Below are 25,521 nucleotides of genomic sequence, written 5' to 3' on the forward strand. Positions count from 1 at the left end.
AGGGGCAACCATGATCAAGTTCGACTTCGACAACACCTACGCCAAAACGCTTGAGGGGTTCTATACCCCTTGGCAAGGCGCGGTTGCCCCCGACCCAAAGATCATACAATTCAATCAATCTCTTACCCGCGATCTTGGACTTGACCCCGAGGCATTGAATACCCCAGAAGGTGCCGCGATTTTCTCTGGCAGCGTCGCGCCAGAAGGCGCCGATCCACTGGCCCAAGCCTACGCAGGTCATCAATTTGGCGGCTTTTCACAACAACTCGGCGATGGGCGGGCGCTGCTCTTGGGCGAGCTGTTAGACAAGGACGGCAACCGTTTTGACCTTCAACTCAAAGGGTCAGGTCGCACGCCATTTTCACGTGGTGGCGACGGAAAAGCGGTGCTAGGCCCCGTCTTACGTGAATACTTGATGGGCGAAGCAATGCACGCATTGCGTGTACCGACGACACGCGCGCTAGCCGCCCTGACAACTGGCGAAGAGGTCATGCGCGACGGCCTGAAACCCGGCGCGGTATTGGCACGGATCGCTTCCAGCCACCTGCGGGTTGGCACATTCCAGTTCTTCGCCGCCCGCCAAGATTGGGACAAAGTCCGTCAATTAGCCGATTACGCCATCGCACGTCACTACCCCGACTTGGTATCCGCAGATGACAGATACCTGCGCTTTCTCGGCGCTGTCGTGAACCGCCAAGCCGACCTGATCGCAAAATGGATGCACGTCGGATTCATTCATGGCGTGATGAATACCGACAACATGACAATATCGGGCGAAACCATCGACTACGGCCCCTGCGCGTTCTTGGACAGCTACGATCCTGCAACGGTTTTCAGCTCTATCGACCGCAACGGCCGCTACGCATTTGGGAACCAGCCCAACATTGCGCTCTGGAACCTCACACGGCTTGCCGAGACACTGTTGCAACTGATCGACGCAAAGGACGACGATAACGCCATCAGCTTGGCGACCGACGCCTTGAACGGATTTAACGACCGCTACAACGACGCTTGGACCACAGGTATGCGTGCGAAAATCGGCCTCTCGACAAACCAAGAAGGCGACACTGAGTTGCTCAGCGATCTGCTGGAAATCATGACGGAACAGCGCGTGGATTACACTCAATTCTTCCGTGCGCTAGCCGATGCGGCAACGGGCGATGATACTAAACTGCTGACCCTACTCACTGATCCGGCGAAAATCGCGCCTTGGCTCGCCACATGGCAGCACCGCCTACAAAGCGAGCTACAAAACCCAACCGAACGCGCCGCCGCGATGAACAAAATCAACCCAATCTACATCCCGCGCAATCACCGCGTCGAAGAAGCACTGCAAGCCGCTGAAGCTGGTGATCTCGCCCCGTTCAGCAAACTGCTCGGCGTGCTACAGACGCCATTCACCAAACGCGCAGGGCTCGATGACTACGAAGGCCCAGCCCCCAAAGACGCACCTATTTACCAAACATTCTGCGGCACTTAAAACCCAATGTCATTGACATAGCCCGCTGAACCCCGCTCTAGCTGGTCTATAAAAATTGGCTCAGAAAGGCCGTTGATGGACCAGCCCAGCGCATATTTAGAACTACTGCTTCTGGGCATTCTGGGTTGCGTGTTCTTCTATTCGCTGTTCACAAACGTCATTCTGAAATCGGTCTTAACCTTACCCATCATTTTCATGATCGTCGGATATTTCAGCGCGGACGCGATTGAAACAATCGCAGAGCCCGCCGTGCTTGACGAAGGTAAACGCCTGCTTGCCGAGATCACGCTGATCCTCGTGCTGTTTTCCGACGCAAGCCACGTGCGGTTCAAAACGCTCAAGATGAACTTTAGCGTGCCGCTGCGCATGTTACTGATCGGGATGCCGTTAACCATCGGGCTTGGCATGATCGTGGCCTATCTTTTGAACCCGCAAAGCGGGATCGCGATGGCCCTCCTGACCGCCGCGGTCCTGACGCCAACCGACGCGGCGCTGGGGCAGACCGTGGTCACAAGCAGCAACGTCCCCGAACACCTGCGCGAAACAATCAACGTCGAAAGCGGCTTGAACGACGGCTTGGTGCTACCGTTTGTATTGTTCGGCGCGATCCTCGCATCCGCCGATATCGCAGGCGCAAACACAGACGGACTTGCGCAAAGCGCTGTCATCCAAGTTGTTCTTGGCCCGCTTGTCGGGATCGCCTTTGGCTGGATTTTCGCCAAGACCATGGACTACGCGCAAACCTGCGATCTAATGGCCGAAGCCGCTGGTGGCGTGGCGTTCTTGGCGGTCGCTTTTTCGGCCTATATCGGGTCCGAACTTGTGGGCGGCAACGGGTTCATCGCGGCTTTTGTCGCGGGCATGGTGTTTGGTAATACATACACCCATAAAATCCACTTTATCAGCGAATTTATGGAAGGCGTCGGGCAGTTATTAACCATGTTCGCGTTCCTTGCCTTCGGGGCCCTATTGCTACCCGTCGGGTTGGAACACATCACATGGCCGACCACGATCCTGGCACTGTCATTCCTCACTGTTGTCCGCATGCTACCGATCTGGTTGTCGCTACTCGGCACCGGATTGGCTTTGCGTGAAAAGCTATTCCTCGGCTGGTTCGGACCGCGCGGATTGGCGTCGATCCTGTTCACGTTAATCATGATCGACGAATTCGAATTCCCCGGCGAACAAGAGCTTCTGGCCTGCGTCGCCATGACTGTCTTTCTATCAATCATCCTGCACGGCATCTCGGCAGCACCACTTTCCCGCTGGATCGGGCGCGTGGCAAAATAAAAACGACCGCAAATTCGGTCACAACTTGGCAAAACGCGTGGCTCAAACCGCGCTAGCCCTTCCAAGAATGGACCGATTGTCTTATTCGGGCACAAACGAAGGGGACTTCCATGTCGATCAATAGCTTTGGCCATCTTTTCCGGTTCACCACTTGGGGTGAAAGCCATGGACCTGCCTTGGGTGCAACAGTCGACGGCTGCCCCCCCGGTGTCGCGTTAGAGGCCCCGATGATCCAGCAATGGCTCGACAAACGTCGCCCCGGCTTGAACAAAAACACGACACAGCGCCAAGAAGCCGACGCAGTCAAAATCCTGTCAGGCGTATTTGAAGGCGTGACCACAGGAACGCCGATCCAACTGATGATTGAAAACACCGACCAGCGGTCCAAAGACTACGGCGACATCGCCAACACCTTCCGGCCCGGTCATGCGGATATCACCTATCACCAGAAATACGGCGTGCGGGATTATCGCGGTGGCGGTCGGTCATCTGCGCGTGAAACCGCGTCGCGCGTTGCGGCTGGTGGCGTGGCGCGCGAGGCAATCAAAGCGATCGCACCGAACATCGAAATTCGCGGCTACATGACCCAGATGGGCACCAAGCAGATTGATCGATCGAAACTGGATTGGGGTCAGATCGACAAGAACGATTTCTTCTGCCCTGACGCGGATGCTGCCGCAGAATGGAACGATTATCTCGCGTGGCTGCGCAAAGATGACCACAACTCTGTCGGCGCGATTATCGAAGTCGTCGCACGCGGTGTGCCTGCTGGCATCGGGGCGCCAATCTATGGCAAGCTCGACACCGATTTGTCCTCTGCGATGATGTCGATTAACGCTGTCAAAGGCGTAGAAATCGGCGAAGGCATGGCGGCGGCGGCACTAACGGGTCGCGACAACGCAGACGAAATTTCCATGGGTCCAAACGGGCCAGAATATTCATCGAACCACGCAGGCGGCATCCTTGGCGGGATCAGCACAGGCCAAGACATCGTTGTGCGCTTTGCGGTGAAACCGACGTCGTCGATCCTCAGCCCGCGCAAATCGATCCGTATGGACGGCACGCCAACCGAAGTGATCACAAAGGGGCGTCACGATCCTTGTGTTGGCATCCGTGCTGTCCCTGTTGGCGAAGCGATGATGGCCTGCGTGATCTTGGATCACTTGCTGCTAGATCGCGGTCAAACTGGTGGTGTGCGCGGTCAGATCGGGTAGCAGCGCGGGGGCCAGCCCCCGCACCCCCGGAGTTGTTTCGGCAAAATGAAGAGTTACGGCCGCACTGGTTGTTTGCTGAGTTGAACAGCCAAAATGCCGCCAGCGATGATCACCACCCCTGCGACATCTAACAAGCCGATTTTTTCCCCCAAAAGCGCTGCGGCCGTCGCTACGCCAAGAAACGGGTTGAGGAAGTGGAATGTTGACGCCTTGACTGCGCCAATGCGGCCAACGAGCATGAACCACACCCACGTTGCCATCAGGCCGGGGACGATGGTTGTGTAGATGAAGGCGACGATGAGTTGCCAATTCCACGTGATGTCGAAGCTTTCCCACGCAAGGGCAGGCACCCATAGCACGGCGCTACCGACCAGCATCTGAAGTCCGACAATCATCAAGACGTTGCCGCCGGATGCAGCACCAAGCACCGCCAGTGTGGCCACAGTCAGAGACACAACCCCGATCATGCAAAGCACAAGCCCGTAGATATCGACGCCACCTGAGATCCGTGCGCCCATAATCAACGCCACGCCGATCACGCCAGCAACCAGGCCAGCGACGCCAAGGGGTCGCATGCGTTGCCCAAGCAACAACCAACCGACAAGCGCCACAAGCAATGGCATCGTCGAGGCAACGATTGCAGCCAGCGACGCTTCGATTGTTTGCATCGCGACAAAGTTCAAACCGAGGTATAGCGCGTTCTGGCAAACGCCAAAGACAACAACGCCAATCCATTGTTGTCGCGTCAGTCGGGCATTTTGACCAAGCGCCAATGCGATCAGCACGCCGATAATGCCAGAGACCAAGAAACGCAGGGCCAGCGCAGTCAGGGGTGGCGCGAATTCAACGATGACCCGTGCCGATGTGAACGCTGATGACCACATCGCCGCAAAGGCCAACCCCATTAAGATCGCGCGTATGTCCATGTCATCTGTCCAACGAAAAAGGGCCGCCAATCTGGCGACCCTTTCCTAATCTCGTAAGATGCGCAACGCTTAGTCGTTGACGCTGTCTTTCAATGCTTTTGCGATTGTCATTTTGACAACTTTGTCCGCGTCTTTTTTGATCTGCTCACCGGTGGCTGGGTTGCGAACCATACGCTCTGGACGCTCACGGCAATAGATTTTGCCAACGCCAGGAAGTGTCACAGCGCCGCCGCCGGATACTTCTTTGGTGATGATGGAAACGATACCATCAAGTGCGCCTGTCGCGCCTTTTTTGTCCAAGCCGGTTTCTTCGGCGATTGCAGCGACAAGCTGCGCTTTTGTCATAGGCTTCGTTGCCATGTTCAGTCTCCCTCGATTTATACTCTAAACAACCCGTAGGTCCCCTACCGTCTGAACGAACGGTATCTGGTGGCTATCCACTACAGTTTGTATGTGCTGCGCAAGGAAAATAAGTAGGTTATCACTGATTTTTGCTTATTTTCACGGCGAATGCGCCTTTAGAGGAACGCGGTCTCCTCAAAGCTGCGTAATTTCCGGCTGTGGATGCGTTCTAGCGGCATATTCCGCAGACGTTCCATCGCTCTGATTCCGATCATCAGGTGACGAGCCACCTGTGTTTTATAGAAATCAGTGGCCATGCCGGGCAGTTTCAATTCACCATGTAGCGGTTTATCCGACACACACAAGAGCGTCCCGTAGGGAACCCTGAACCGGAAACCGTTGGCGGCGATTGTCGCACTTTCCATATCCAGCGCGATGGCGCGGGATTGTGACAGACGTTGCACAGGCCCCGCTTGCTCGCGCAATTCCCAGTTCCGGTTATCAATGGTCGCGACAGTACCGGTCCGCATGATCTTTTTCAGCTCGTAGCCACTCAGTTCGGTTACATCTGCCACTGCCGTTTCCAAGGCAATCTGGATTTCCGCTAGCGCTGGGATCGGCACCCAAATCGGCAGATCGTCGTCCAGCACGTGGTCTTCGCGCAGGTACGCATGTGCCAGCACAAAATCACCCAAGCTTTGCGAATTGCGCAGCCCAGCGCAGTGCCCCACCATCAACCACGCATGTGGCCGCAGTACAGCAATGTGATCCGTCGCGGTTTTGGCGTTTGATGGACCAACACCGATATTCACCAGCGTAATGCCTCCGCCGCTTTTGCGTTTCAGGTGGTAGGTCGGCATCTGCGGCAGTTTTGTCGGTGCATTCAATGGCGCGTCGGCGTCGGTGATCTCGACATTGCCGGTACTGACAAAGCTGGTGTAGCCACTCTCGGGGTCAGCGAGCATCAAACGGGCGTAGGCTTCGAATTCTTCGACGTAGAACTGGTAGTTTGTAAACAAAACATGGTTCTGGAAATGCTCTGCCGCCGTCGCTGTGTAGTGCTGCAACCGCGCCAGCGAATAATCCACGCGCTGTGCCGTGAACGGTGCTAATGGCGCGGAACCGTCAGGGTAAAGAAATCCTGCCCCATTTACGATGTTATCATGCGTCGTACTTAGGTTTGGCACGTCAAACACGTCACGCAGCGCGAAATCCATCGAGCCTTCTTGTGGTACCGTCATGTTGGCATCATTCGCCACCGCAAAATGGACCGGCATCACCGTATCAGACACACCAACAATCACAGGCACGCCGTGGTTTTCGATCAAAAGGCCGATCTGCTGCTCAAGATACCCTTTGAACAAGTCAGGCCGCGTGACGGTCGTGCTATATTCACCCGGCTCTGCGACATGGCCAAAGGACAGGCGGCTATCGGCTTTGGTATAGCTAGTCGTTGTCAGGCGGATTTCGGGGTAAAAGGCGCGGTATTTATGTTCCGGTGTTTTGCCTGACACTGCGTCGGCAAAGTTCTTGCACAGGAATGCGCTAGCCGTCCGGTAAAGATCGTTCAGTCGGGCCACGGCAGCGACGGGATCGGTAAAGACTTCGGGCGCTGGCACATCGGGTGACAGCAAGGTGCGTGTATTTTCATTCATCATATTCTAAATCACATATTCTTAAGTTTCGCAGCAGCGTCGCAAGGTGTCATGCGGCGCCATCAGCAACAATTATTCTTCTTCATTCTCAAACAGCGACGTCATCTCGAACGTCGTCACATCCACGAGACCTAGATCAGAGATCCGTAACTCTGGAATGACAACAAGCGCGAGCAACGAATGCTGCATATAGGCATTGTTCAGCGTGCAACCACATGCAGCCATCGCCGCAACCATTTTGTCGGCATTCGCGGCAACCTCTGCGGCGGGGCTGTCGGACATCAATCCGGCAATCGGCAATGCCACTTGCGCCAGCTCTTCACCGTCTTTCCAAACGGTAATGCCACCGCCGATTTCACCTAAGCGATTAGCGGCTTGCGCCATACAATCCCGATCAGTGCCGACCACAATCATATGGTGACTGTCATGGGCCACAGTAGAGGCCATTGCCATTTTTCCGGTATAATTAAAGCCGGAGACAAAAGCGTTCACGACATTTCCCGTCGCCCTGTGCCGTTCAACCAGCGAAATCTGACAAGTGCCGTCTTCGCCTTCAACAACCCCATCGATCACAGGCAAGTTCGCCCGCAACGCTTTGGTCGGGGCTTGGTTTTCGACAACGCCGATCACCTTCACAGTTTGGCGCGGTGCATTGTTCGGCGCGGCGATGGCAAAGTCGGTATCGCTTAGAAATTTACCCATATTGACTGTTTTGCGGGCATTTTCCGGCCAATCGTAATGCGGACAATCCACGGCGATTTTACCCGCTTCTGCGACTTTCACACCGCGTGCATAGACCACCTCAATCGGCAGCGTTTTCAGATCAGACGTCAGAATCACATCCGCACGGCGACCCGGCGCAATCGACCCAAGCTCTCGTTCCAAACCAAAGTGCGTCGCCGTATTGATCGTCGCCATTTGCAGCGCGATCAGCGGATCACAACCGCAGTCAATCGCATGACGCACAACGCGGTTCATGTGACCGTCGTTCACCAGCGTTCCCGCCATACAATCATCGGTACAGAGGATGAAGTTACGCGGGTCCAACCCCTTTTCCGTCACCGCCGTAATTTGGGTTTCGACGTCATACCACGCAGACCCAAGCCGCATCATCGACTTCATCCCCAACCGGACACGGGCAATCGCGTCTTCTTCGGCGGTGCCTTCGTGATCGTCGGCAGGGCCGCCAGCCACATAAGCACTAAACGGAATGCCCTTGTCAGGCGACGCATAGTGACCGCCGACGGTTTTGCCAGCGTTCATGGTCGCAGCCATTTCGGCCAACATTTGTGGATCGCCGTTGATCACACCCGGAAAGTTCATCATCTCGCCCAGACCGATAATACCGGGCCACGCCATTGCTTCGGCGACATCTTCGGCGGAAATCTCGTAACCGGTCGTTTCCAGACCGGGGGCAGAGGGCGCGCAAGACGGCATCTGCGTGTAGATATTCACGGGCTGCATCAAGGCCTCGTCGTGCATCATCCGCACACCGTCCAGACCCAGCACATTCGCGATCTCATGCGGATCAGTGAACATCGTGGTCGTGCCGTGCGGGATCACGGCGGCGGCAAATTCCGCAGGCGTCAACATACCGGATTCGATATGCATATGACCGTCGCACAAACCGGGGATCAAATAGCGACCAGCGGCGTCAACCACCTCTGTTTCAGGTCCGATGCAATGCGACGCATCCGTGCCAACATACGCAAAGCGACCTTCGACAATCGCAACCTGCCAGCCGTCCAAAATTTCGCGTGTCTGTACATTCACAAGGCGACCGCCTTGGATCACAAGATCAGCATGTTCGCGCCCTGCGGCAACAGCAACCAAGCGGGGGGCCATTTCAGCCCAAGTTTTAATGTGATGTTCCATCCCCAATGGTTTCACTGAATTGCGATTTGCGCAAGAGGGACAAACGCAAACAGGCCGCGACGAAATGAACTCCGTCACGGCCTGTCAAAGTCAGGTGTCAGTCGAATTATTCGCTGAATGTCGCCAGATAAGCATAGATGTCGGCCGCCTGCTGCGCGTCACGTACTTTGTAGGACATTTTCCCACGAGCACGGTTATCGCCCAGCGCCTCGCGCAAGAAACCCGTAGGCTCCATGATGTAGCCAACAACAGATTCTTCGTCCCAAGTCGCACCAGTTTCACCGTATTCCACGATGGAATTGCCGTAGCGGAAACCGTCTACAGTGCCCGGTGCATTACCAACGAGACCAAACAAGTTTGGACCTGTGCGTGCAGCGCGACCTGCAATGACGTTACCGCCCGCATCCGCGATGACGTGACAAGAAACACATTGGCGGTCGAACTGCTCTGCACCAGCAGCCGCATCGCCTTCTGCCAATGCAGGGGCGGCGAACATCGTCAGTGCGGCTACCATATTCAATGTCTTCATGATCGTATTCCTCTCGATCTGTATTCAGGTGCCGGATGCGTGTCGCGATCCAGCATTCAATAACGTTAGCGCCTACGCGCAGCGGGTCCAGCCCTCGTTGTAAAACTCTCTGTGACCTAGCGGGGGCCGACGCATGAGACGATTTGCGCGGGCTTTTCGCTGACCTCAGGAATTTATAAATGATCAATGCCAGCGCGCATTACAAGGTCATAGACGTAACGCATTGGATTCGTTCGCAAACCAAAATTTCACCCTGATCTTTCGCTCGCTCACCCGCGATAGAATCACGGGAAAGCAGAGATATCTCAACCCGTTTAGTGGCCGCTGTGATCGCTATGACCTGCGTCACCGTGGCTCAGGTCTTCGACGTCGAAAGTCACGTCAATGCGGCCCGCTTTTTCGAAAATCAGCGTGGCATCGATCTTTTCACCAGCTTCAAACGGATCGCCGTCCAGACCCATAAACATGACGTGCTTACCACCTGGCGCGAACGTCAGCGTTTCACCGGGCGCAATTTCAGCCGCTTCGATGTGGCTCATCTTTGCGATGTCATTCTCAACGATAGTGTCGTGCAACATCACCCGCGGAAAATCAGCTTCGATACCGATTAGCGTATCCGACGTATCGCCATTATTCGTGATCGACAGATAGCCAGCACCCGACATCGCAGTCGCTGCCGTTGTGTTCGCGACAGGGTGGTCAATGAACAGGTCCCCGACCGTGAACTCATGTGACATCGCAAGCGATGGCGCTGCGACAAAGGCCAGTAAAGTCATAAACTTGCGCATACGTAAGCGTCCTTAAACAAAGAGTATTTCACATCGGATATTGGGGAAAAACGCGCCGATCAAGGTGCATATTGTCTCACCTACGCAGACCTGCCGTGAATCTCTTTACGCTATTGTAACCTCTGTTCGCGATAACTGGTCGGGTTGAATTGGAAGCGAGGCTATCAAATTGAAAATGGGGCGCGAATCTTCGGCGGATTTGCTTGCGGCCAGTTTAATTGACCCGCTGACGATTCCGGCTGTCTATCTGAAACCAGATGGGGTGATTATTCACCACAATACGGCGTGGGTCGATTGGATCAGCCATGATCCAACGCCGATCTTTGGACCCAATATTTGCAGCCTGATCCATTCGTCACAGCAACATGCGTTTATGAAACGGTTAACACCCCACGGGCTGACCGCCGGCGATGGGTGCGTCTTTCGGACCACCCACAAGGGCCGGTCGATCTGGTTCACGGCTGTTGGCGGTGTGGACAAATGGAACACAGGTATCCTTGGCCTCGTCGTGCCTAGCCGCAGTTGCGATATGCAACCCGATGGATACCAACCGCAAAGCTGTTTCTGGTCCGAGGTGATCGATAACCTGCCCGACGGGTTCTGGTCCTATGATCGCACACTCGCGCAGTCATTTCGTTCTGACGCGTGGTTCGAATTGCGAGGGCTCTCTAAAACCAATAGGGATGACACGTCGCGCACCAGACAGTTGGCCAGTATTCATCCTGACGACCTACCAAATGTCATTCAAGCAACGCGCGCGCTGCTGCGGAATGGGATCTGTGATGTACAATTTCGGGAACGGCACGCAAATGGTCACTGGATCAACGTGCGTTCTCAAGGCCGCGTCACCGAACGCAACGCAAACGGCAAGCCGATGCGGTTAATCGGCACCGACAGCAATGTCACAAAATTGCACGAAACGCAGTCCTCTCTCGACCAACTCAAGACGCTTGAAATGCGGTGGCAATTTGCGATGGATAGCGAATTGCACGGCCTTTGGGACGTCGATTTCGCAACAAACAAACGTTATTATTCAGAAGGTTGGCGATTTATTCGCGGGCTGGGCGGCAGTCACCGCGATTACATGAACACCGAAGAATTCCTTGATAACATTCACCCGCTAGACCGTGGGGCCGTGGTTATGCGTGTGAACGCCGTTGACCGTGGCGATATTGACGAATTTTTTGATGAATTCCGCGTAAGGCACACAGACGGTCGCTGGATTTGGGTGCTGTCGCGCGGTCAGGTCATTTCGCGTGGCAAAGATGGGCAACCCACCCGCCTCATTGGGACTGACACCGACATCACGCGGGTCAAACAGTTGGGCAACGAATACGATGATGTGGCCAAGCGGCTAGAGCTTGCCGTCAAATCCTCGGGAATCGGTGTTTGGGAATTCGACATGGAAGCCCAAAGCGTCGTTTGGGACGAGCAGATGTACGAAATCTACGGGATTACCGACCCCGAAAAAAAACGGTCCCCCACAGTTTGGGAAGAGCACCTGCACCCCGACGACAAAGACGAGGCCATCACCGCCAGTTTAGCGTTTTTGCAAGACCGCACCGACTATGATTTATCCTACAGGATCATCCGCGAAGATGGTGAGACACGGTATTTGCGGTCCACAGGGCATCATTTCATCGACGCACACGGCACGCCCAAACTGATCGGCATCATCTGCGACCTGACGCGCGAACACGAACAGGCCAGCGCTTTGCGGGCAGCGAATGCCAAAACCGTCGAACAAAACACCGCCCTCGAAGCGGCGCGCGCGGACATGGAATACCAATCCAACCATGACGCGCTAACGGGTCTCCCGAACCGCCGCAAACTCGAAGCGTATTTAAACGACGCCAGACAACGCCGGATCGCCAACAACATGCGCAGTGCCGTGCTGCACATCGACCTTGACCGTTTTAAACAGATTAACGACACGTTGGGCCATGCCGCTGGTGACGCCGTTCTCAAACATGTGGCAGACATTCTCAGCAGCGCCGCGACACCAAACAGCATCGTCGCGCGTGTGGGTGGCGACGAATTTGCCGTCTTTCTAGACCACGCGCCCCGTGACGCAGTGTTGGGTTATTGGGCCCGCGATCTAATCCAAGCGGCAAAACACCCTTTCATCTACGAAGGTCACGAATGTCGGCTCGGGTTCAGCATCGGCATCGCAGTCGACGAGACCGCCGAACTCGACGACTCGGCGCTGTTCTCAAACGCGGACCTCGCGCTCTATCAGGCAAAGGCCGAAGGGCGCGGTCAGATGCATTTCTATTCGCCGGGCCTCAAATCAGCAGCGCGTGCGCGACGCCAATGCGCGGACGACATGATCATCGGGCTCGAACAAGGCCAGTTTCAATGCGTCTACCAACCACAATACGCCTGTAGCACCTTGGAAATTGTCGGGGCAGAAGCCCTTGTGCGGTGGGATCACCCAACACGTGGTCGCCTTGCGCCTGACGCCTTTTTAGATGTCGCCGAAGATTTGGATATCGTGGCGAAAATCGACCAAGTTGTCTTTGAACGCGCTCTCGAAGACTCCAAGAAATGGCGCGCCTCTGGAAAACATGTGCCCCAAATCTCGGTCAACGTATCCGCGAAACGGCTGCTAGATCCCATGTTGGCGATGCGCATTTCTCATCTCGCGGACGAAGAACAGCGTTTCGCCTTCGAACTACTCGAGTCAGTTTTCTTGGACGATGCGGACGCCAACTTATCAACGAATCTCGCATGTATTCGAAATCTTGGCATTTCGATTGAGGTTGATGATTTTGGAACTGGGCACGCATCCATGGTTGGCTTGCTGAACTTGCAACCGGATCGGCTCAAGATTGACCGCCAGTTGGTGATGCCGCTGGTCCGCAGCCAACGACAACGACGCCTTGTCGCCTCAATCATCGAAATTGGTCATGTCCTCGGCATCGCAGTCGTCGCAGAAGGCGTCGAAACCCAAGAACACGTCGACGTCCTTGCAAGCTTAGGGTGCGACTACCTGCAAGGATACGGGCTTGCCCGCCCGATGAGCGCGGCAGACCTGCAAGAGTTGCTACCTGAGCTGTAATTCATCTTGCGGCCCTGCCTGATATCGCCATGCTGCGGTGAATTAATTTACCAAACAAAAGGCGCTCTCACATGGCAAAACTCGCATTTTTAGGTCTTGGGGTGATGGGCTATCCGATGGCTGGACACCTTCAGGCAGCTGGCCACGACGTCACAGTTTACAATCGCACAGCCGCGAAAGCGGACGCTTGGGTCAAAGAACACGGTGGTTCGTCTGCCGCCACCCCGCGCGATGCTGCTGCTGGGGCCGATCTGGTCATGGCCTGCGTGGGCAACGACGACGATCTGCGATCTGTCACATTAGGCGACGACGGCGCGTTTGCCGGAATGATCGATGGCACGATCTTTGTGGATCATACGACGGTATCAGCAGCGGTCACGGCAGAATTATTTGCGGCAGCGGCCGACAAAGGCATCGGATTTGTTGACGCCCCCGTCTCTGGCGGACAAGCGGGCGCTGAGAACGGCCAACTTTCAATCATGTGTGGCGGTGTGCAGGCGCAATACGATACCGCCGAAAAAGTCATCACAACCTACGCAAAGCTATGCCGCCGTATTGGCGACAGTGGCGCAGGCCAAATGACCAAAATGTGCAACCAGATCGCCATTGCGGGCCTCGTGCAAGGACTATCAGAAGCGCTTCACTTCGCTGATAAAGCAGGGCTCGACGGCGAATCCGTAGTCGAGGTGATCAGCCAAGGCGCAGCTGGCAGCTGGCAGATGTCCAACCGTTACAAAACCATGATCGCAGACGAATTTGACCATGGGTTCGCGGTAGACTGGATGCGCAAAGACCTCGCCATTTGCTTGGCAACGGCGGACGACAACGGCGCGAGCCTGCCTGTCACCGCCCTTGTCGATCAATTTTACAAGGACGTTCAGAAACTAGGCGGCGGACGCTGGGATACATCATCGCTTCTGAAACGCCTCACATCCGTTGGATGACACTTTTGCCGAGGGTGCATACCACCCTCGGCTTACGTCACAACATCTGGCGTCGTTCGCCCAATCGCGGCCTCAAACCCCAAGATCGTATGGGCCGCCGCAATCACATTCGCCAATGCGTCTTGCGCATCTTGATCCAGCAATTCCGGATCGTCCTCTAGAATCTCAAGATACAGCCGCAGCGTCGCACCGGTCGTTCCGGTCCCCGATTTGCGCAGCACAAACCGTGCACCGTCTTCAAACATGACGCGCAGCCCTTGCTGGTGGGAAACCGATCCATCAACCGGGTCATTGTAGCTAAATTCATCCGCCGCACTGACCGTCAAATCGCCGAACGACTGCCCAACAAGATCGCCCAAGCGGTCACGTAACCCGTCAAAAACTACATCTGCCTGATCGGTCGGGATCGCTTCGAAATCGTGGCGCGAATAGTAGTTCCTCCCATAGGTCGCCCAATGCGCCTTGAGCAATTCCGCCACGCCTTGCCCCGTTGCCGCGATAATATTCAACCACATCAACACCGCCCAGAGCCCGTCTTTTTCCCGGATGTGGTCCGATCCAGTGCCAAAACTTTCTTCGCCGCACAGCGCCACTTGCCCGTCATCCATCAGGTTTCCGAAAAACTTCCAGCCTGTCGGGGTCTCGAAACAAGGTAAATCAAGCGCCGCAGCAACGCGGTCCACGGCAGCAGACGTCGGCATCGACCGCGCCACACCGCTAAGCCCTTTTTTGTAGCCCGGCGCGACGGTGGCATGGGCCGCAATCAACGCGAGACTATCCGACGGGCTCACGTAACACCGCCGCCCGACGATCATATTGCGATCGCCATCCCCGTCAGACGCCGCGCCAAAATCAGGACCATCGTCGGCAAACATCACGTCCATCAACTCGTGCGCCCATGTCGGGTTCGGGTCAGGATGCATTCCGCCAAAATCGGGCAGCGGTGTGTCATGCACCACCGTGCCTTTCGGCGCGCCAAGTCGGTCTTCGAGAATTTCGCGCCCATAAGGTCCGGTAATCGCGTTCATTGCATCGAATTGCATGGTGAAATTATCCGCAAACAACGCGCGGATCGCGGCAAAGTCGAATAATTCCTCCATCAGATCAGCATAATCAGTCACCGGATCAACGATCTCGACCGCCATATCGCCCAATGTGCTGTTGCCAATTGCGTCGATATCGGGCGCGTCGCCTTCCAAAATTTGATAGCTGTCGATGGTTTTCGTCCGCGCATAAATTGCGTCAGTGACGCTTTCCGGCGCGGGGCCACCGTTGGGCGTGTTGAACTTGATCCCGAAATCTTCGTCGATACCGCCGGGATTATGGCTCGCCGATAGGATGATCCCGCCGTCCGTTTCATGCAGCCGGATGAGATGCGATGCAGCAGGCGTGGACAACAAACCACCCTGCCCCACGATCATTTTTGCAGCGCCATTCGCGGCCGCCATCCGCAGGATAGTCCGCACAGCAACGTCATTATGAAACCGTCCATCGCCACCAAGCACCAACGTTTTGCCTGCAATGCCACCAATTCCGTCGAAAATCGCTTGCACGAAATTTTCAAGGTAATGCGGCTCCATGAACACCCGCGCTTTTTTGCGCAAACCTGAAGTACCGGGTTTTTGGCCATCAATGGGGGTCGTTGGAATAGTCGTCATAATGCTTCCTTACATACTGACCAAATGGTTACTGGGTTGCGGACCAGCACGGCAAGAGATCATTTTCAGCTGGGGTCGCATGGTAAATACCACGCGCAATCGCGCGGCTCAAACACACAGCGGCGGCATGGCCAATCGCAAGAAGAGCGGCATCATCCACCGGTGCCGTGGCATCACCCGTTGATAGCGCAAAAACCAGATCGCCATCAAATGGCGTGTGGGCAGGAACGATCGCACGGGCCATGCCATCGTGTGCAGCAACCGCCACGCGCTGACATTGCGCTTTGGTCAAAGCGGCATCGGTCGCGACAATTGCGATTGTGGTGTTCATAGGCTGGCCAGATAGGACCATCGCAGCCGCTTTTTTACTGTCCGGTAAGTCGCCAAGGTTTGCAGTAGGGTTCACGCCCAGCCCGCCGAACTCGCCGTCAATCTCGTAAGGAGCTGCCCAAAAATGCGCGGACTCGGGCGTTGTCACGGACCCAATAGGGTTCGCCGCAACCAATGCGCCAACCGTGGTGCCATCGGCCAAAACTGCCGATGCTGATCCAAGCCCACCCTTTTGCATCGCAGCCGTCGCACCCGTTCCCGCGCCATGACTGCCCAGCGCAAAATCGACATCCGCCGCATCAAACGCCGCACGTCCCAAGGCGCGGTACGGGTTGTCCAACCACGCTTTGTCACCGCCGTTCACGAGATCAAACAGGATCGCGCCCGGCACCAAAGGCACGGTCATGGACCCAACCGCAAAACCACGTCCTGCCGCGCGAAGCCCGTCCATAACGCCAGATCCGGCATCCAGCCCGTAAGCCGACCCGCCGGACAAAAAGAGCGCATCAACCGCAGGAACCAATTTGTCTGGCGCCAATAGATCCGTCTCTCGCGTACCTGGTGCGCCGCCCATGACGTGCACAGATGCTGTGAACGGTTTATCGCCACTGACAACGGTTGTGCCGGTTTTGATCTCTGCGTTCTGCGCATTCCCCACGCGCAAGCCTCTGACATCAGTTATCAAATTCAAAGGTCCGAGCTTCATCTTGTCTGATCCAATTGGCCGCGCAAGCGCGGATTCTTTTAAGGGTTTGCCTCCGGCGGGGATTTAAAGAAAGCCAAAGAAGCGAAAGGTTAGCGCGTGGCTTGATCGTCGGGCAAAGTCGGCGCCGCTTCAAGCAGGGTTTGAGTGTAGGGGTGTTTCGGGTTTTGAAAAACGTCTTCGGTAGCGCCTTGTTCAACGATTTCGCCGGACTTCATGACCAGAACACGGTCTGTGATCGTGCGGACGACTGATAAATCATGCGAGATGAACAGGTAGGATAGCGGTCTTTCGCGGCAAAGTTTCGCCATGAGATCCAGCACTTGGGCACGGACAGAGACGTCAAGCGCGGACACCGCTTCGTCAAAAACGATGAGTTCGGGGTCAGTGATCAACGCCCGCGCAATGGCGATCCTTTGCCGTTGACCGCCCGAAAATTCGTGGATGTATTTTGTCGCATCTGCAGGCGTTAACCCAACATCAGTAAGCGCTTTTGTAATCGCATCAGACCGCGCCGCGCCGGTTGGCGGGGTATCAAGCAGGTGGAAAGGTTCGCTGATCAGGCGGTCAACGCGGTGGCGGGGGTTGAATGATCCGTAAGGGTCTTGGAACACCACCTGCATTTTACGCCGCACATCTGCGTTTGGCTTTTTGCCCGAAAAAACGGGTGCATCATTCAGCGTAATTGTGCCGGATTGCACGGGTTCCAGCCCGAGAATTGCGCGTGTTAGTGTTGATTTTCCACATCCACTTTCCCCGACGAGTCCCAGTCTGTCGCCTTTGTTCAGTTCAAAGCTCACGTTGTTCACCGCACGAAACGTGCCGGGTTTTCCAAACAGTGTTTTGCGCGGCGTACGGTAATCGCGGGTTACGTTTTGGACGGATAGAAACGGAGCAGAATGGCTGTTCGTCGGTAGGCTGACCTTGTGGCCGGATGCGGCAAATAGCGCTTTGGTATAGGGGTGATGCATGTTGCGCAGCAGATCGTCGGTCGCGCCTTGTTCGACCAAGTGCCCGTGCTGCATCACCACGATCCGATCGGCCATGTTCGCCACAACCGCCAGATCATGCGTGATCATCAACAGACCCATGCCGAATTCATCAACAAGGTCGCGCAGCAGATCAAGGATCGTTGCTTGGGTGGTGACGTCAAGTGCGGTTGTTGGCTCGTCCGCGATCAGCAGCTTGGGCCGTAAGGCAATAGCCATCGCAATCACGACGCGCTGCCGCTGCCCGCCCGATAATTCATGCGGATAGCGCGACAGCGGGAACCGGTCATTAGGCAGGCCCACACGTTCAAGCATTTCAGCCGCCCGCGTCATTGCCTCGGCTTTAGGCGCAGCACGATGCACAAGGATCGTCTCGGCGACCTGATCGCCAATCGTTTGCACGGGGTTCAGCGCGGTCATCGGCTCTTGGAAAATCATGCCGACGTCATTGCCGCGCATCTTGCAAAGTGCGGCCTCTTCGGTGCGCAAAATATCAACGCCATCCAGATCAATCTGGCCCGTCGCGGTAGCACCGCGCGGCAACAAGCCCATGATCCCGAGTGCGGTCATCGATTTCCCGGACCCGCTTTCGCCAGTGACCGCCACGATCTCACCTGCCCTGATGTCAAAACTGACATCATGCAAAATCGGCTTGCCATTGATCGTGATGGATAGGTCTTGAAGAGAGAGCAACGTCATGTGCGATCCACCCTGATCCGTGGATCCAACACGTCGCGCAAACCGTCCCCCATCAGGTTTAACCCCATGACCATCAACACAATTGCACCACCCGGCATCAGGGCTGTATGCGGTGCGAAGCTGACCAGTGTTTGCGCGTCGGCCAGCATGCGCCCCCAGCTTGCCGTGGGAGGTTGTGCGCCCAATCCGATGTAGGACAAAGCGGCCTCGGCCAAGATGCCAAGCGAGAATTGGATCGTGCCCTGTACGATCATCAGGTTCAGGATGTTGGGGAATATGTGTTCCCACGATATGCGGAATGCTGATTTTCCGGACACCCGTGCCGCTAGGATAAAGTCGCGTTCCCAGAGGGATAGCGCCGCGCCGCGTGTCAATCTGGCAAACACTGGAATGTTGAAAATGCCGATGGCGATGATTGCATTGATCGCACCTGCGCCGAACACCGCCGTGATCAGGATCGCGATGACCAGCGACGGGAATGCAAAGATCAAATCGTTGCCGCGCATGATCAACTCGTCCAGCAACGATCCCCGCCGCGCCGCCGCCCATAGGCCTAGCGGCACGCCAATCGCCATGCCGATCCCCACAGCCAGCAACGCCACCGCAATCGACGTGCGCGCGCCCATCATGATCATCGACAGGATATCGCGCCCGTATTGGTCGGTGCCCAACCAGTTGGTCACGTTGGGCGATTTCAACTTGTTTGGGATGTCGAAGGCTTCGATGTTAAATGGCGTCCAGACGAACGATACCAACGCGAGCGCCAGAAAAACCACGGTTAAGACGATGCCAATCCAGAGCCCCTTCATGTTTTTGTCCTTAACCGTGGGTCTACCGCCGCGTAGGCAATATCGACCGCGAAATTAACCACGATCACGACAAAGACGAGCAGCATCACCACACTTTCCACGACGATCAGATCGCGTGCGCTGATGGCTTGAAAGATCAGCCGACCCAAGCCCGGTAAAAAGAAGACTTGTTCGATGATGATCCCGCCTGCCAGCAGGAACGAGAACTGCAAACCGATGATTGTCAGCACGGGGATCAGCGCATTGCGTACCGCGTGTTTCCATAAGGCTTGGCGTTGCGACAGGCCTTTGGCACGTGCTGACCGTATGAAATCTTCGCCTAGCATGTCCAGCAGTGACGACCGCATAACCCGCGCGAGAATCGCGGCTTGGGGAAGCGCTAGTGATATGGCGGGTAGGGTCAATGCCTTGATTCCGCCAAAGAAACCTTTGTCCCAGCCCGGAAATCCACCAGCCGAGAACCAGCGTAGATTGATCGCGAAAATCAGCACCATGATCATCGCGAACCAGAAGTTCGGGATCGCGACGCCCAATTGCGTGGCCCCCATCACCGACATATCGCCAACACCACCGCGTCGCGATGCAGCGTAAATTCCCGCAGGAAATGCGATCACCGTGGACAGGATCAGCGCATAAATCGCTAGCGGTAACGACACGACAACGCGGTCTGCGATAAGTTCTGAAATGGGTGATCTATAGGTATAGGATGTACCGAAATCCCCGCTCAACATGCCAGTGACCCACGTAAAATAGCGTTCGACCTTGGACACATCCAACCCCAGTTCTGCCCGCAATGCGGCCACCGTTTCGGGCTGTGCGTTCAGACCTAACATGAACGACGCGGGGTCGCCCGGTGCGATCTCGATCACGACGAAAATCACGACAGACGCCACGATCAAACTAATCACCAAGGACAGCAATCGTCCGAAAACATAACGGATCATAGTGGATAACTCTGCTTGCCAAGCCACATCAACAATGTATCAATCGCGCTGTTCTCAGGGCGGGGCGTAATTCCCCACCGGCGGTATGTGGTAACACGAGCCCGCGAGCGCCTTCCGGTGGAAGGGTCAAGCAGATCAGGTGCGATGCCTGAGCCGACAGTGATAGTCTGGATGAAAGAGAACGCGGATCGCAGCACCCTTTTGGGTGACGTGATACGTGTGATGCCTTGGGTGACGTGTCGATTGTTACAAAAGGAGATCACAAATGACACCACCCCGTTTTGCGTTCATCAAAGCCAAATGGCACGCCGATATTGTCGATCAGGCGCTTGTTGGCTTTCAAGAATTGATTCCAAATGTTGACGTCTTTGACGTGCCGGGCGCGTTTGAAATGCCCCTGCTGGCCAAGCGTCTTGCCGCGCAATACGACGCTATTGCTTGTGCGGCTTTGGTCGTGGATGGCGGGATTTACCGTCACGATTTTGTAGCTGATGCCGTGGTCAAAGGGCTGCTGGATGTGGGCCTGCAAACCGACACGCCGATCCTGTCCGTGTCCCTGACGCCGCACCACTTTCAAGACACGGCGCATCATGTCGCGATCTACAGCGAACACTTTAAGATCAAAGGGCGCGAGGCGGCGGATGCGGCCTTGTCCATCACGGGCGTGTATCGAAATTTGCATGTAGCCGCCTGACGTTAGCTGCCCCCGACGCATCACGTCGGGGGCATTTCGTTTACTCTGCCCAGCTAAGTGCAGTCACATCAACCGACGCCGTCGGCTGGTTTTCCCACATGCCTTGCAACTCTGCTTTCACAACCGTCGGATAGGCCAGTTCGAACAGGTATCCGTTGACGTAATCTTCCGAGATCATCGTTTGGGCCTGAGCGAGCAACGCTGACCGCGCGGCTGGATCGGCGGTTGCTTCCAACTCGGTCATGATCGCTTGGAAATCAGGGTTATCGTACTGGAAATAGTAGTCGGGATTCGCGTAGATGCTGATGTCCATTGGTTCAGTATGGCTGACAATCGACAGACCGAAATCCTTGCCGTTGAACACTTCTTCCAGCCATTGCGCCCATTCGAGGTTGCTGATTTCAGCCTCAATCCCAACGTCACGCAGTTGCGCCGCGATGATTTCACCACCTCGCCGTGCATAGGACGGCGGCGGCAGTTTCAGCGTGGTCGTAAAGCCGTCTTCAAAACCAGCCTCGGCCAGCAGCGCACGCGCTTTTTCAGGATCGTAGTTCGAATTCGCCGTCAGATCGACGTAATCGGGGTTATGGGGCGCAAAATGCGTCCCGATTGGCGTGCCGATCCCGTACAGCGCACCGTCAATAATCGCTTGGCGGTCAATCGCATGGCTCACCGCCTCGCGCACAAGCACGTCGTCAAACGGCGGCATTTTATTGTTCATCGCAAGGATCGTTTCGCCCTCGGTATTCCCCCGCAGCACGGTGAAACGTGGATCGGCGTCAAATTGCGGCAGGTTTTCGGGGGCTGGGAAGCCTGCAAAAGCGTCAACATCTTCGGCCATCACAGCCGCAAAAGCCGCTGTCGGGTCGCTGATAAAACGGAATGTCGCGGTTTCAATCGCGGGGGCCTCGCCCCAGTAATCATCGTTGCGGGTCAGTTCGATTTTGTCGCCCTGCGCCCAGTCGCTGAATTTGTAAGCGCCTGTTCCAATTGGGTTTGTCGCGATGTCAGCGATGCTTTCCTCGGCCACGATCACTGCGTCGCCCCATGCCATGTTGAACAGGAACGACCCGTTCGGCTGGGACAGCGTGACTTTGACAGTCAACGGATCGACCGCTTCCACCGATGCGATACTTTCGAACAGCGCCTTCTGCGCGTTGGTGCTGTCCTCGGCGCGCGCCCGATCAAGGCTGAACACCACGTCAGCGGAATCCATCGCCGTGCCGTCGTGGAACATCACACCAGCGGCGAGGTGGAAGGTGTAGGTCAGGCCGTCCTCTGAAATGTCCCAGCTTTGCGCGAGGCTTGGCACAACGGCGCCATCGGATTCGAAACGTGTCAGCCCTTCAAAGACATTGTGATACATCACCGTGTCAATCGCTTGCGCGGCACCGCCCGTTGGGTCCAAATTCGGCGGCTCAAGTTGAACCGCAATCGTGACACTGTCGTTCGCCAAAGCGCCTGTCGCGCAGATTGCGATGAAAGACGACGTGATTAATGCCTTAGTGTACTTCATAAGTGCCCCCGTTTTTGTTGCGTTCACTGTTGACGGAACGTTCAGTCAAATCAAGCCCTTCGCCATGCGAAGCCGATCATCGCGCTGCATCTGGCCTATGGCACCAGCAGTTTGACGAGGCTACGCGCCATGACTTTGATGCTGTCCATCATATCGTCAACGCCGATGTATTCGTCCGGCTTGTGCGCCAGTTCCAGAATGCCCGGACCGTAGGCCACGCAGTTCTTCAGCTTGCCAATCCGGTCGATGTGTTTCTGATCGTATGTGCCGGGCGAGGCCACAAATTCGGCCTCTTTGCCAAGGACATGCGCGATTTCGGCAGCCACGGTCGCGGCAATCGGCGAATTCCGGTCGGTCATTGATGGCAGCACAGAATTCAGTTCGGTCATGGCATAGTCGAACTTGGGCCGATCCGCCTTGAGCCCTTCGAGCAGCGCTTCGACTTCCCCGCGTACTTGGTCCAGCGGTTCTTCGACCAAGAAACGGCGGTCGATCACGACACGGCAGGAATCTGGGACGCAATGTGCTGGCAGTCCGGTGAAGTCGTCGGTTTGCTCTGCCATACCGCCGTGAATCGAGTTGATGTTCATCGTAGATGATCGCGCACCTTCGGGCACCACGGGCATGTCGGTGTGGCGGCTTGCCATGAGAGGGTAGAGATCGGTCTCGAATTTATCCAATACCGCCCCCATATGCCGGACGGCGCAGTCGCCTAGGAAGGGCATTGAGCCATGCGCGATCTCGCCGAATGTTTCTATCTCGGCCCACCACCCGCCGCGATGCCCCAAGCACACGCGATCTTTGTTCAGGGGTTCGGGGATGATCACGTGCTGCACACGCTCGGGCGCAAAAAAGCCTTTCTCAGCCAGATAAGCCACGCCACCGTAGCCACCGGATTCTTCGTCGGCTGTGCCGGAAATCTCGACCGCGCCGTGGAAATCGGGGTAGACCGCAAGGAATGCTTCGGCCGCAATAATCGACGCGGCAAGCCCGCCTTTCATGTCGCAGGCCCCGCGTCCGTAAATTTTACCGTCGATTAACTCACCACCGAACGGGTCAGTCGTCCAACCTTTACCCACTTCGACAACGTCGGTGTGCGAATTAAAGTGAACGCAGTCGCCCGCATGCTTGCCTTCGCGCCGCGCGATCACGTTCCAACGCGGGTAGCGTTCGCTATCGCCGGGCGTGCCGTAAGCGCGGACCAATTCGATCTCAAATCCTGATGCCTTGAGCCGTTTTGCGAGAAAATCACAAATCGCTTCGTAATTTTCACCCGGCGGGTTCAGCGTAGGGATGCGGATCAAGTCACCGGTGAGTTGGATAAGGTCGCAGCGACGGTCTTCAATCGCGGCCATCAGGGCGGTCATTTGTGCGGTGTTTTCAGTCATGTCGCCACCTTTGCCTAAGGCGTGCTGACGAGCAAGCGAAACTGAAACCTTCCCCGCGGGGAAGACGTGCGTTGTGGTTTGATTTTGTTAAGGCACGACAATTTGTGCCGAGCCCGATATCAAGCCCCGTCCATCGTGCTTGGTATCCACCAGTCACGGCCACGTGCCGTGGTCACATATTCAGGCCAGCGAAAGTGGATTGGCGGTTCATAATCGCATAATGGCGGGATCGCATTTTGCGCGGTTCGGTTCTGGAATTCATCCATCGCGGCATCGCGGGCGGTTTTATCTTCGAGTAGTCGCAGCGCCGAGAGCGCGAGGATTTTAGCCGCGGTTTGGACCATCGGATCAATCGTCGCCGGAATTCCGCCCAGCGCATTCATCACCCAAGACGGATAAGTCACGCCCTTTGGGGCCTGCAAAGCCGGACGCGCCACATAGAATCGGGCGGTCGGCGCATGCCACGTCATGTCGGTATAATCATCGGACGTTGAGTTAATTTGGGACGGCGGCAGATCGTGGCGCAGGATTGCTTCGGCGCTTTGTGGATCAATCAGACGGGTCATCTCTGGAATAAACGGATCATCCATCGGCGTCAGGCCAAGGTTCGTCTGCACTTCGCGACCGACCGCTTTGGCGGCCTCATTCCAAACAGGCGCACCGACGTGCTGCATCGCGTCCCAAACTGTGCTGGCAATCGCGTGGTTCGCCAAACCGGGCCGCGATTTGCAGACCCAGTGCCGTTCCCAGCGACAACCCGTCATGTCAGCGGCAGCTTGAGCATTGCGGTCCAGAACGGCGGTGATTTGCTCGGCCATCGCGATGTCAGGCGTCCGCATCATGTATTGGATTTCAGCCAGACCTGCTGGCAGATTGTCGGCTGTGGCTTGGCCTGCGGTCAGGATTGCTTCGGATATCGACCAGCCGCCTTGATGCGGTAGCATACTGTCGCGCAGGGATTTCGACGCGAGATACATCATATTGAGCGCATCATTTGCACCGGGGGCACGCACGGCGGAATGGCTTTGGGGGATCGGCGTGTCTGTCGTGCCCCATGTTTCAGGCTCGTCACAGATAAAGCGATAGATCATCGAATAGGCCGCACCACAGTGGGTGTCCCAGCGCACCGTGTTACACATCGGCAGCATATAGAACGGGTGAAACGATAGGATCGCGGCAAGCCCGTCGTAGTATCCAGCAGCCGCGTGAATGGGTTTTGACCCGCGTACCTTTTCCGCAGGCTCGCCTGTAAAGCGCAGCCCGCCTTTGATCCCGTGCTTTTCCATCGCGGCTTTTGTCGCCAACAATCCACCGAGCCCTGCAATACCGAGACCGGAGTGCGGATCGGTGTGACCGCCCGCTTGATATCCGAGCCCTGTGCGTGGGGCGCGGTGTGTGACAGCCGCCTGACAATTACCCGGCACGGCGTCGTATTCTGCGTACATTCCGATGATCGGACCATCGCCGTTTGACCATTCCGCACAGAACGCTGTTGGCATTCCGGCGCTGCCTTCTTCGACCACGAATCCCTCTTGGCGAAGCCGTTTCACGTACCACGCCGCAGATTCGTATTCCCGCCAAGCCGTTTCGCCGTAGCCGAATATCGTCTGACAGGCCTGTGACAGGTCAGATGCGCTTGCCTCTACGTAGCTTAGCGCGGTGGTTTGTGCGTCAGAGATCATCGGAA

General features: G+C 56.1%; 20 protein-coding genes and 1 riboswitch. Of the genes, 6 read left to right on the forward strand and 14 right to left on the reverse strand.

Annotation, left to right across the window (positions count from 1 at the left end):
* Nucleotides 1–13: 13 nt before the first annotated feature.
* The 3 genes from FHS72_RS03955 to aroC all read left to right on the forward strand — a co-directional run bounded on the left by FHS72_RS03955 (nucleotide 14) and on the right by aroC (nucleotide 3,984).
* Entirely contained in the window at nucleotides 14–1,480 is a 1,467-nt protein-coding gene (locus tag FHS72_RS03955) for a protein adenylyltransferase SelO family protein (RefSeq protein ID WP_183526538.1), read from the forward strand.
* A 75-nt stretch (nucleotides 1,481–1,555) separates the two neighbouring features.
* A complete protein-coding gene (locus FHS72_RS03960) occupies nucleotides 1,556–2,770 on the forward strand; it encodes a cation:proton antiporter (protein WP_183525907.1) in 1,215 nt (404 codons plus the stop codon).
* A gap of 110 nt (nucleotides 2,771–2,880) precedes the next feature.
* Nucleotides 2,881–3,984 (forward strand): chorismate synthase, encoded by a 1,104-nt coding sequence (gene aroC, locus FHS72_RS03965; protein ID WP_183525910.1) that lies wholly within the window; start codon nucleotides 2,881–2,883, stop codon nucleotides 3,982–3,984.
* A gap of 53 nt (nucleotides 3,985–4,037) precedes the next feature.
* Here aroC and FHS72_RS03970 read toward each other — a convergent pair whose 3' ends face one another.
* The 6 genes from FHS72_RS03970 to FHS72_RS03995 all read right to left on the reverse strand — a co-directional run bounded on the left by FHS72_RS03970 (nucleotide 4,038) and on the right by FHS72_RS03995 (nucleotide 10,099).
* Nucleotides 4,038–4,910, reverse strand: a complete 873-nt coding sequence (locus FHS72_RS03970; RefSeq protein WP_183525913.1) for a DMT family transporter — start codon at nucleotides 4,908–4,910, stop codon at nucleotides 4,038–4,040.
* A 69-nt stretch (nucleotides 4,911–4,979) separates the two neighbouring features.
* Nucleotides 4,980–5,270: an HU family DNA-binding protein gene (locus FHS72_RS03975; protein ID WP_183525916.1), complete on the reverse strand. Its 291-nt coding sequence runs from the start codon at nucleotides 5,268–5,270 to the stop codon at nucleotides 4,980–4,982.
* Nucleotides 5,271–5,428: 158 nt separating this feature from the next.
* Nucleotides 5,429–6,910, reverse strand: a complete 1,482-nt coding sequence (locus tag FHS72_RS03980; protein WP_425511102.1) for an AMP nucleosidase — start codon at nucleotides 6,908–6,910, stop codon at nucleotides 5,429–5,431.
* Between the two features lie 69 nt (nucleotides 6,911–6,979).
* Nucleotides 6,980–8,782 carry an adenine deaminase gene (gene ade, locus FHS72_RS03985; protein WP_183525919.1) on the reverse strand — a complete coding sequence of 601 codons (1,803 nt, stop codon included), beginning with the start codon at nucleotides 8,780–8,782 and terminating at the stop codon, nucleotides 6,980–6,982.
* 106 nt (nucleotides 8,783–8,888) lie between these two features.
* Nucleotides 8,889–9,311 carry a c-type cytochrome gene (locus FHS72_RS03990; RefSeq protein ID WP_183525922.1) on the reverse strand — a complete coding sequence of 141 codons (423 nt, stop codon included), beginning with the start codon at nucleotides 9,309–9,311 and terminating at the stop codon, nucleotides 8,889–8,891.
* Nucleotides 9,312–9,625: 314 nt separating this feature from the next.
* Nucleotides 9,626–10,099 (reverse strand): copper chaperone PCu(A)C, encoded by a 474-nt coding sequence (locus tag FHS72_RS03995; RefSeq protein WP_183525925.1) that lies wholly within the window; start codon nucleotides 10,097–10,099, stop codon nucleotides 9,626–9,628.
* Nucleotides 10,100–10,274: 175 nt separating this feature from the next.
* Between FHS72_RS03995 and FHS72_RS04000 the strand changes: the two genes are divergently transcribed.
* A complete protein-coding gene (locus FHS72_RS04000; protein ID WP_183525928.1) occupies nucleotides 10,275–13,160 on the forward strand; it encodes a PAS domain-containing protein in 2,886 nt (961 codons plus the stop codon).
* Between the two features lie 71 nt (nucleotides 13,161–13,231).
* Entirely contained in the window at nucleotides 13,232–14,104 is an 873-nt protein-coding gene (locus tag FHS72_RS04005; RefSeq protein ID WP_183525931.1) for an NAD(P)-dependent oxidoreductase, read from the forward strand.
* Between the two features lie 32 nt (nucleotides 14,105–14,136).
* Here the strand turns inward: FHS72_RS04005 and FHS72_RS04010 are convergent, their stop codons facing one another.
* The 5 genes from FHS72_RS04010 to FHS72_RS04030 all read right to left on the reverse strand — a co-directional run bounded on the left by FHS72_RS04010 (nucleotide 14,137) and on the right by FHS72_RS04030 (nucleotide 20,236).
* Nucleotides 14,137–15,762, reverse strand: coding sequence for an alpha-D-glucose phosphate-specific phosphoglucomutase (locus FHS72_RS04010; RefSeq protein ID WP_183525934.1), 1,626 nt, complete (start codon nucleotides 15,760–15,762; stop codon nucleotides 14,137–14,139).
* Nucleotides 15,763–15,790: 28 nt separating this feature from the next.
* Entirely contained in the window at nucleotides 15,791–16,798 is a 1,008-nt protein-coding gene (locus tag FHS72_RS04015) for a P1 family peptidase (RefSeq protein WP_183525937.1), read from the reverse strand.
* 89 nt (nucleotides 16,799–16,887) lie between these two features.
* On the reverse strand, nucleotides 16,888–18,483 hold the full coding sequence (locus FHS72_RS04020; RefSeq protein ID WP_183525940.1) for an ABC transporter ATP-binding protein: 1,596 nt from the start codon (nucleotides 18,481–18,483) through the stop codon (nucleotides 16,888–16,890).
* Nucleotides 18,480–19,292 carry an ABC transporter permease gene (locus tag FHS72_RS04025; protein WP_183525942.1) on the reverse strand — a complete coding sequence of 271 codons (813 nt, stop codon included), beginning with the start codon at nucleotides 19,290–19,292 and terminating at the stop codon, nucleotides 18,480–18,482. Before FHS72_RS04025 ends, FHS72_RS04020 begins: the two co-directional genes overlap by 4 nt.
* Nucleotides 19,289–20,236 (reverse strand): ABC transporter permease, encoded by a 948-nt coding sequence (locus tag FHS72_RS04030; protein WP_183525945.1) that lies wholly within the window; start codon nucleotides 20,234–20,236, stop codon nucleotides 19,289–19,291. Before FHS72_RS04030 ends, FHS72_RS04025 begins: the two co-directional genes overlap by 4 nt.
* Before the next feature lie 46 nt (nucleotides 20,237–20,282).
* Nucleotides 20,283–20,423, forward strand: a riboswitch (FMN riboswitch).
* A gap of 78 nt (nucleotides 20,424–20,501) precedes the next feature.
* Here FHS72_RS04030 and FHS72_RS04035 point away from each other — a divergent pair.
* Entirely contained in the window at nucleotides 20,502–20,930 is a 429-nt protein-coding gene (locus FHS72_RS04035; protein ID WP_183525948.1) for a 6,7-dimethyl-8-ribityllumazine synthase, read from the forward strand.
* Nucleotides 20,931–20,970: 40 nt separating this feature from the next.
* Here the strand turns inward: FHS72_RS04035 and FHS72_RS04040 are convergent, their stop codons facing one another.
* The 3 genes from FHS72_RS04040 to FHS72_RS04050 all read right to left on the reverse strand — a co-directional run bounded on the left by FHS72_RS04040 (nucleotide 20,971) and on the right by FHS72_RS04050 (nucleotide 25,516).
* Entirely contained in the window at nucleotides 20,971–22,446 is a 1,476-nt protein-coding gene (locus FHS72_RS04040; RefSeq protein ID WP_183525951.1) for an ABC transporter substrate-binding protein, read from the reverse strand.
* 95 nt (nucleotides 22,447–22,541) lie between these two features.
* On the reverse strand, nucleotides 22,542–23,834 hold the full coding sequence (locus FHS72_RS04045) for an acetylornithine deacetylase/succinyl-diaminopimelate desuccinylase family protein (protein WP_425511103.1): 1,293 nt from the start codon (nucleotides 23,832–23,834) through the stop codon (nucleotides 22,542–22,544).
* Between the two features lie 119 nt (nucleotides 23,835–23,953).
* A complete protein-coding gene (locus tag FHS72_RS04050) occupies nucleotides 23,954–25,516 on the reverse strand; it encodes a zinc-binding metallopeptidase family protein (protein ID WP_183525954.1) in 1,563 nt (520 codons plus the stop codon).
* Nucleotides 25,517–25,521 lie beyond the last annotated feature (5 nt).

Origin of the sequence: Yoonia ponticola, assembly GCF_014199395.1 — a bacterium.
In the GTDB taxonomy this organism is placed as follows: domain Bacteria; phylum Pseudomonadota; class Alphaproteobacteria; order Rhodobacterales; family Rhodobacteraceae; genus Yoonia; species Yoonia ponticola.

Bases quoted from the DNA above. Each gene is read 5' to 3' on its own strand.
- FHS72_RS03960 (WP_183525907.1), top strand. From the start codon at position 1,556: ATGGACCAGCCCAGCGCATATTTAGAACTACTGCTTCTGGGCATTCTG.
- aroC (WP_183525910.1), top strand. From the start codon at position 2,881: ATGTCGATCAATAGCTTTGGCCATCTTTTCCGGTTCACCACTTGGGGT.
- FHS72_RS03970 (WP_183525913.1), bottom strand. From the start codon at position 4,910: ATGGACATACGCGCGATCTTAATGGGGTTGGCCTTTGCGGCGATGTGG.
- FHS72_RS03975 (WP_183525916.1), bottom strand. From the start codon at position 5,270: ATGGCAACGAAGCCTATGACAAAAGCGCAGCTTGTCGCTGCAATCGCC.
- FHS72_RS03980 (WP_425511102.1), bottom strand. From the start codon at position 6,910: ATGATGAATGAAAATACACGCACCTTGCTGTCACCCGATGTGCCAGCG.
- ade (WP_183525919.1), bottom strand. From the start codon at position 8,782: ATGGAACATCACATTAAAACTTGGGCTGAAATGGCCCCCCGCTTGGTT.
- FHS72_RS03990 (WP_183525922.1), bottom strand. From the start codon at position 9,311: ATGAAGACATTGAATATGGTAGCCGCACTGACGATGTTCGCCGCCCCT.
- FHS72_RS03995 (WP_183525925.1), bottom strand. From the start codon at position 10,099: ATGCGCAAGTTTATGACTTTACTGGCCTTTGTCGCAGCGCCATCGCTT.
- FHS72_RS04000 (WP_183525928.1), top strand. From the start codon at position 10,275: ATGGGGCGCGAATCTTCGGCGGATTTGCTTGCGGCCAGTTTAATTGAC.
- FHS72_RS04005 (WP_183525931.1), top strand. From the start codon at position 13,232: ATGGCAAAACTCGCATTTTTAGGTCTTGGGGTGATGGGCTATCCGATG.
- FHS72_RS04010 (WP_183525934.1), bottom strand. From the start codon at position 15,762: ATGACGACTATTCCAACGACCCCCATTGATGGCCAAAAACCCGGTACT.
- FHS72_RS04015 (WP_183525937.1), bottom strand. From the start codon at position 16,798: ATGAAGCTCGGACCTTTGAATTTGATAACTGATGTCAGAGGCTTGCGC.
- FHS72_RS04020 (WP_183525940.1), bottom strand. From the start codon at position 18,483: ATGACGTTGCTCTCTCTTCAAGACCTATCCATCACGATCAATGGCAAG.
- FHS72_RS04025 (WP_183525942.1), bottom strand. From the start codon at position 19,292: ATGAAGGGGCTCTGGATTGGCATCGTCTTAACCGTGGTTTTTCTGGCG.
- FHS72_RS04030 (WP_183525945.1), bottom strand. From the start codon at position 20,236: ATGATCCGTTATGTTTTCGGACGATTGCTGTCCTTGGTGATTAGTTTG.
- FHS72_RS04035 (WP_183525948.1), top strand. From the start codon at position 20,502: ATGACACCACCCCGTTTTGCGTTCATCAAAGCCAAATGGCACGCCGAT.
- FHS72_RS04040 (WP_183525951.1), bottom strand. From the start codon at position 22,446: ATGAAGTACACTAAGGCATTAATCACGTCGTCTTTCATCGCAATCTGC.
- FHS72_RS04045 (WP_425511103.1), bottom strand. From the start codon at position 23,834: ATGACTGAAAACACCGCACAAATGACCGCCCTGATGGCCGCGATTGAA.
- FHS72_RS04050 (WP_183525954.1), bottom strand. From the start codon at position 25,516: ATGATCTCTGACGCACAAACCACCGCGCTAAGCTACGTAGAGGCAAGC.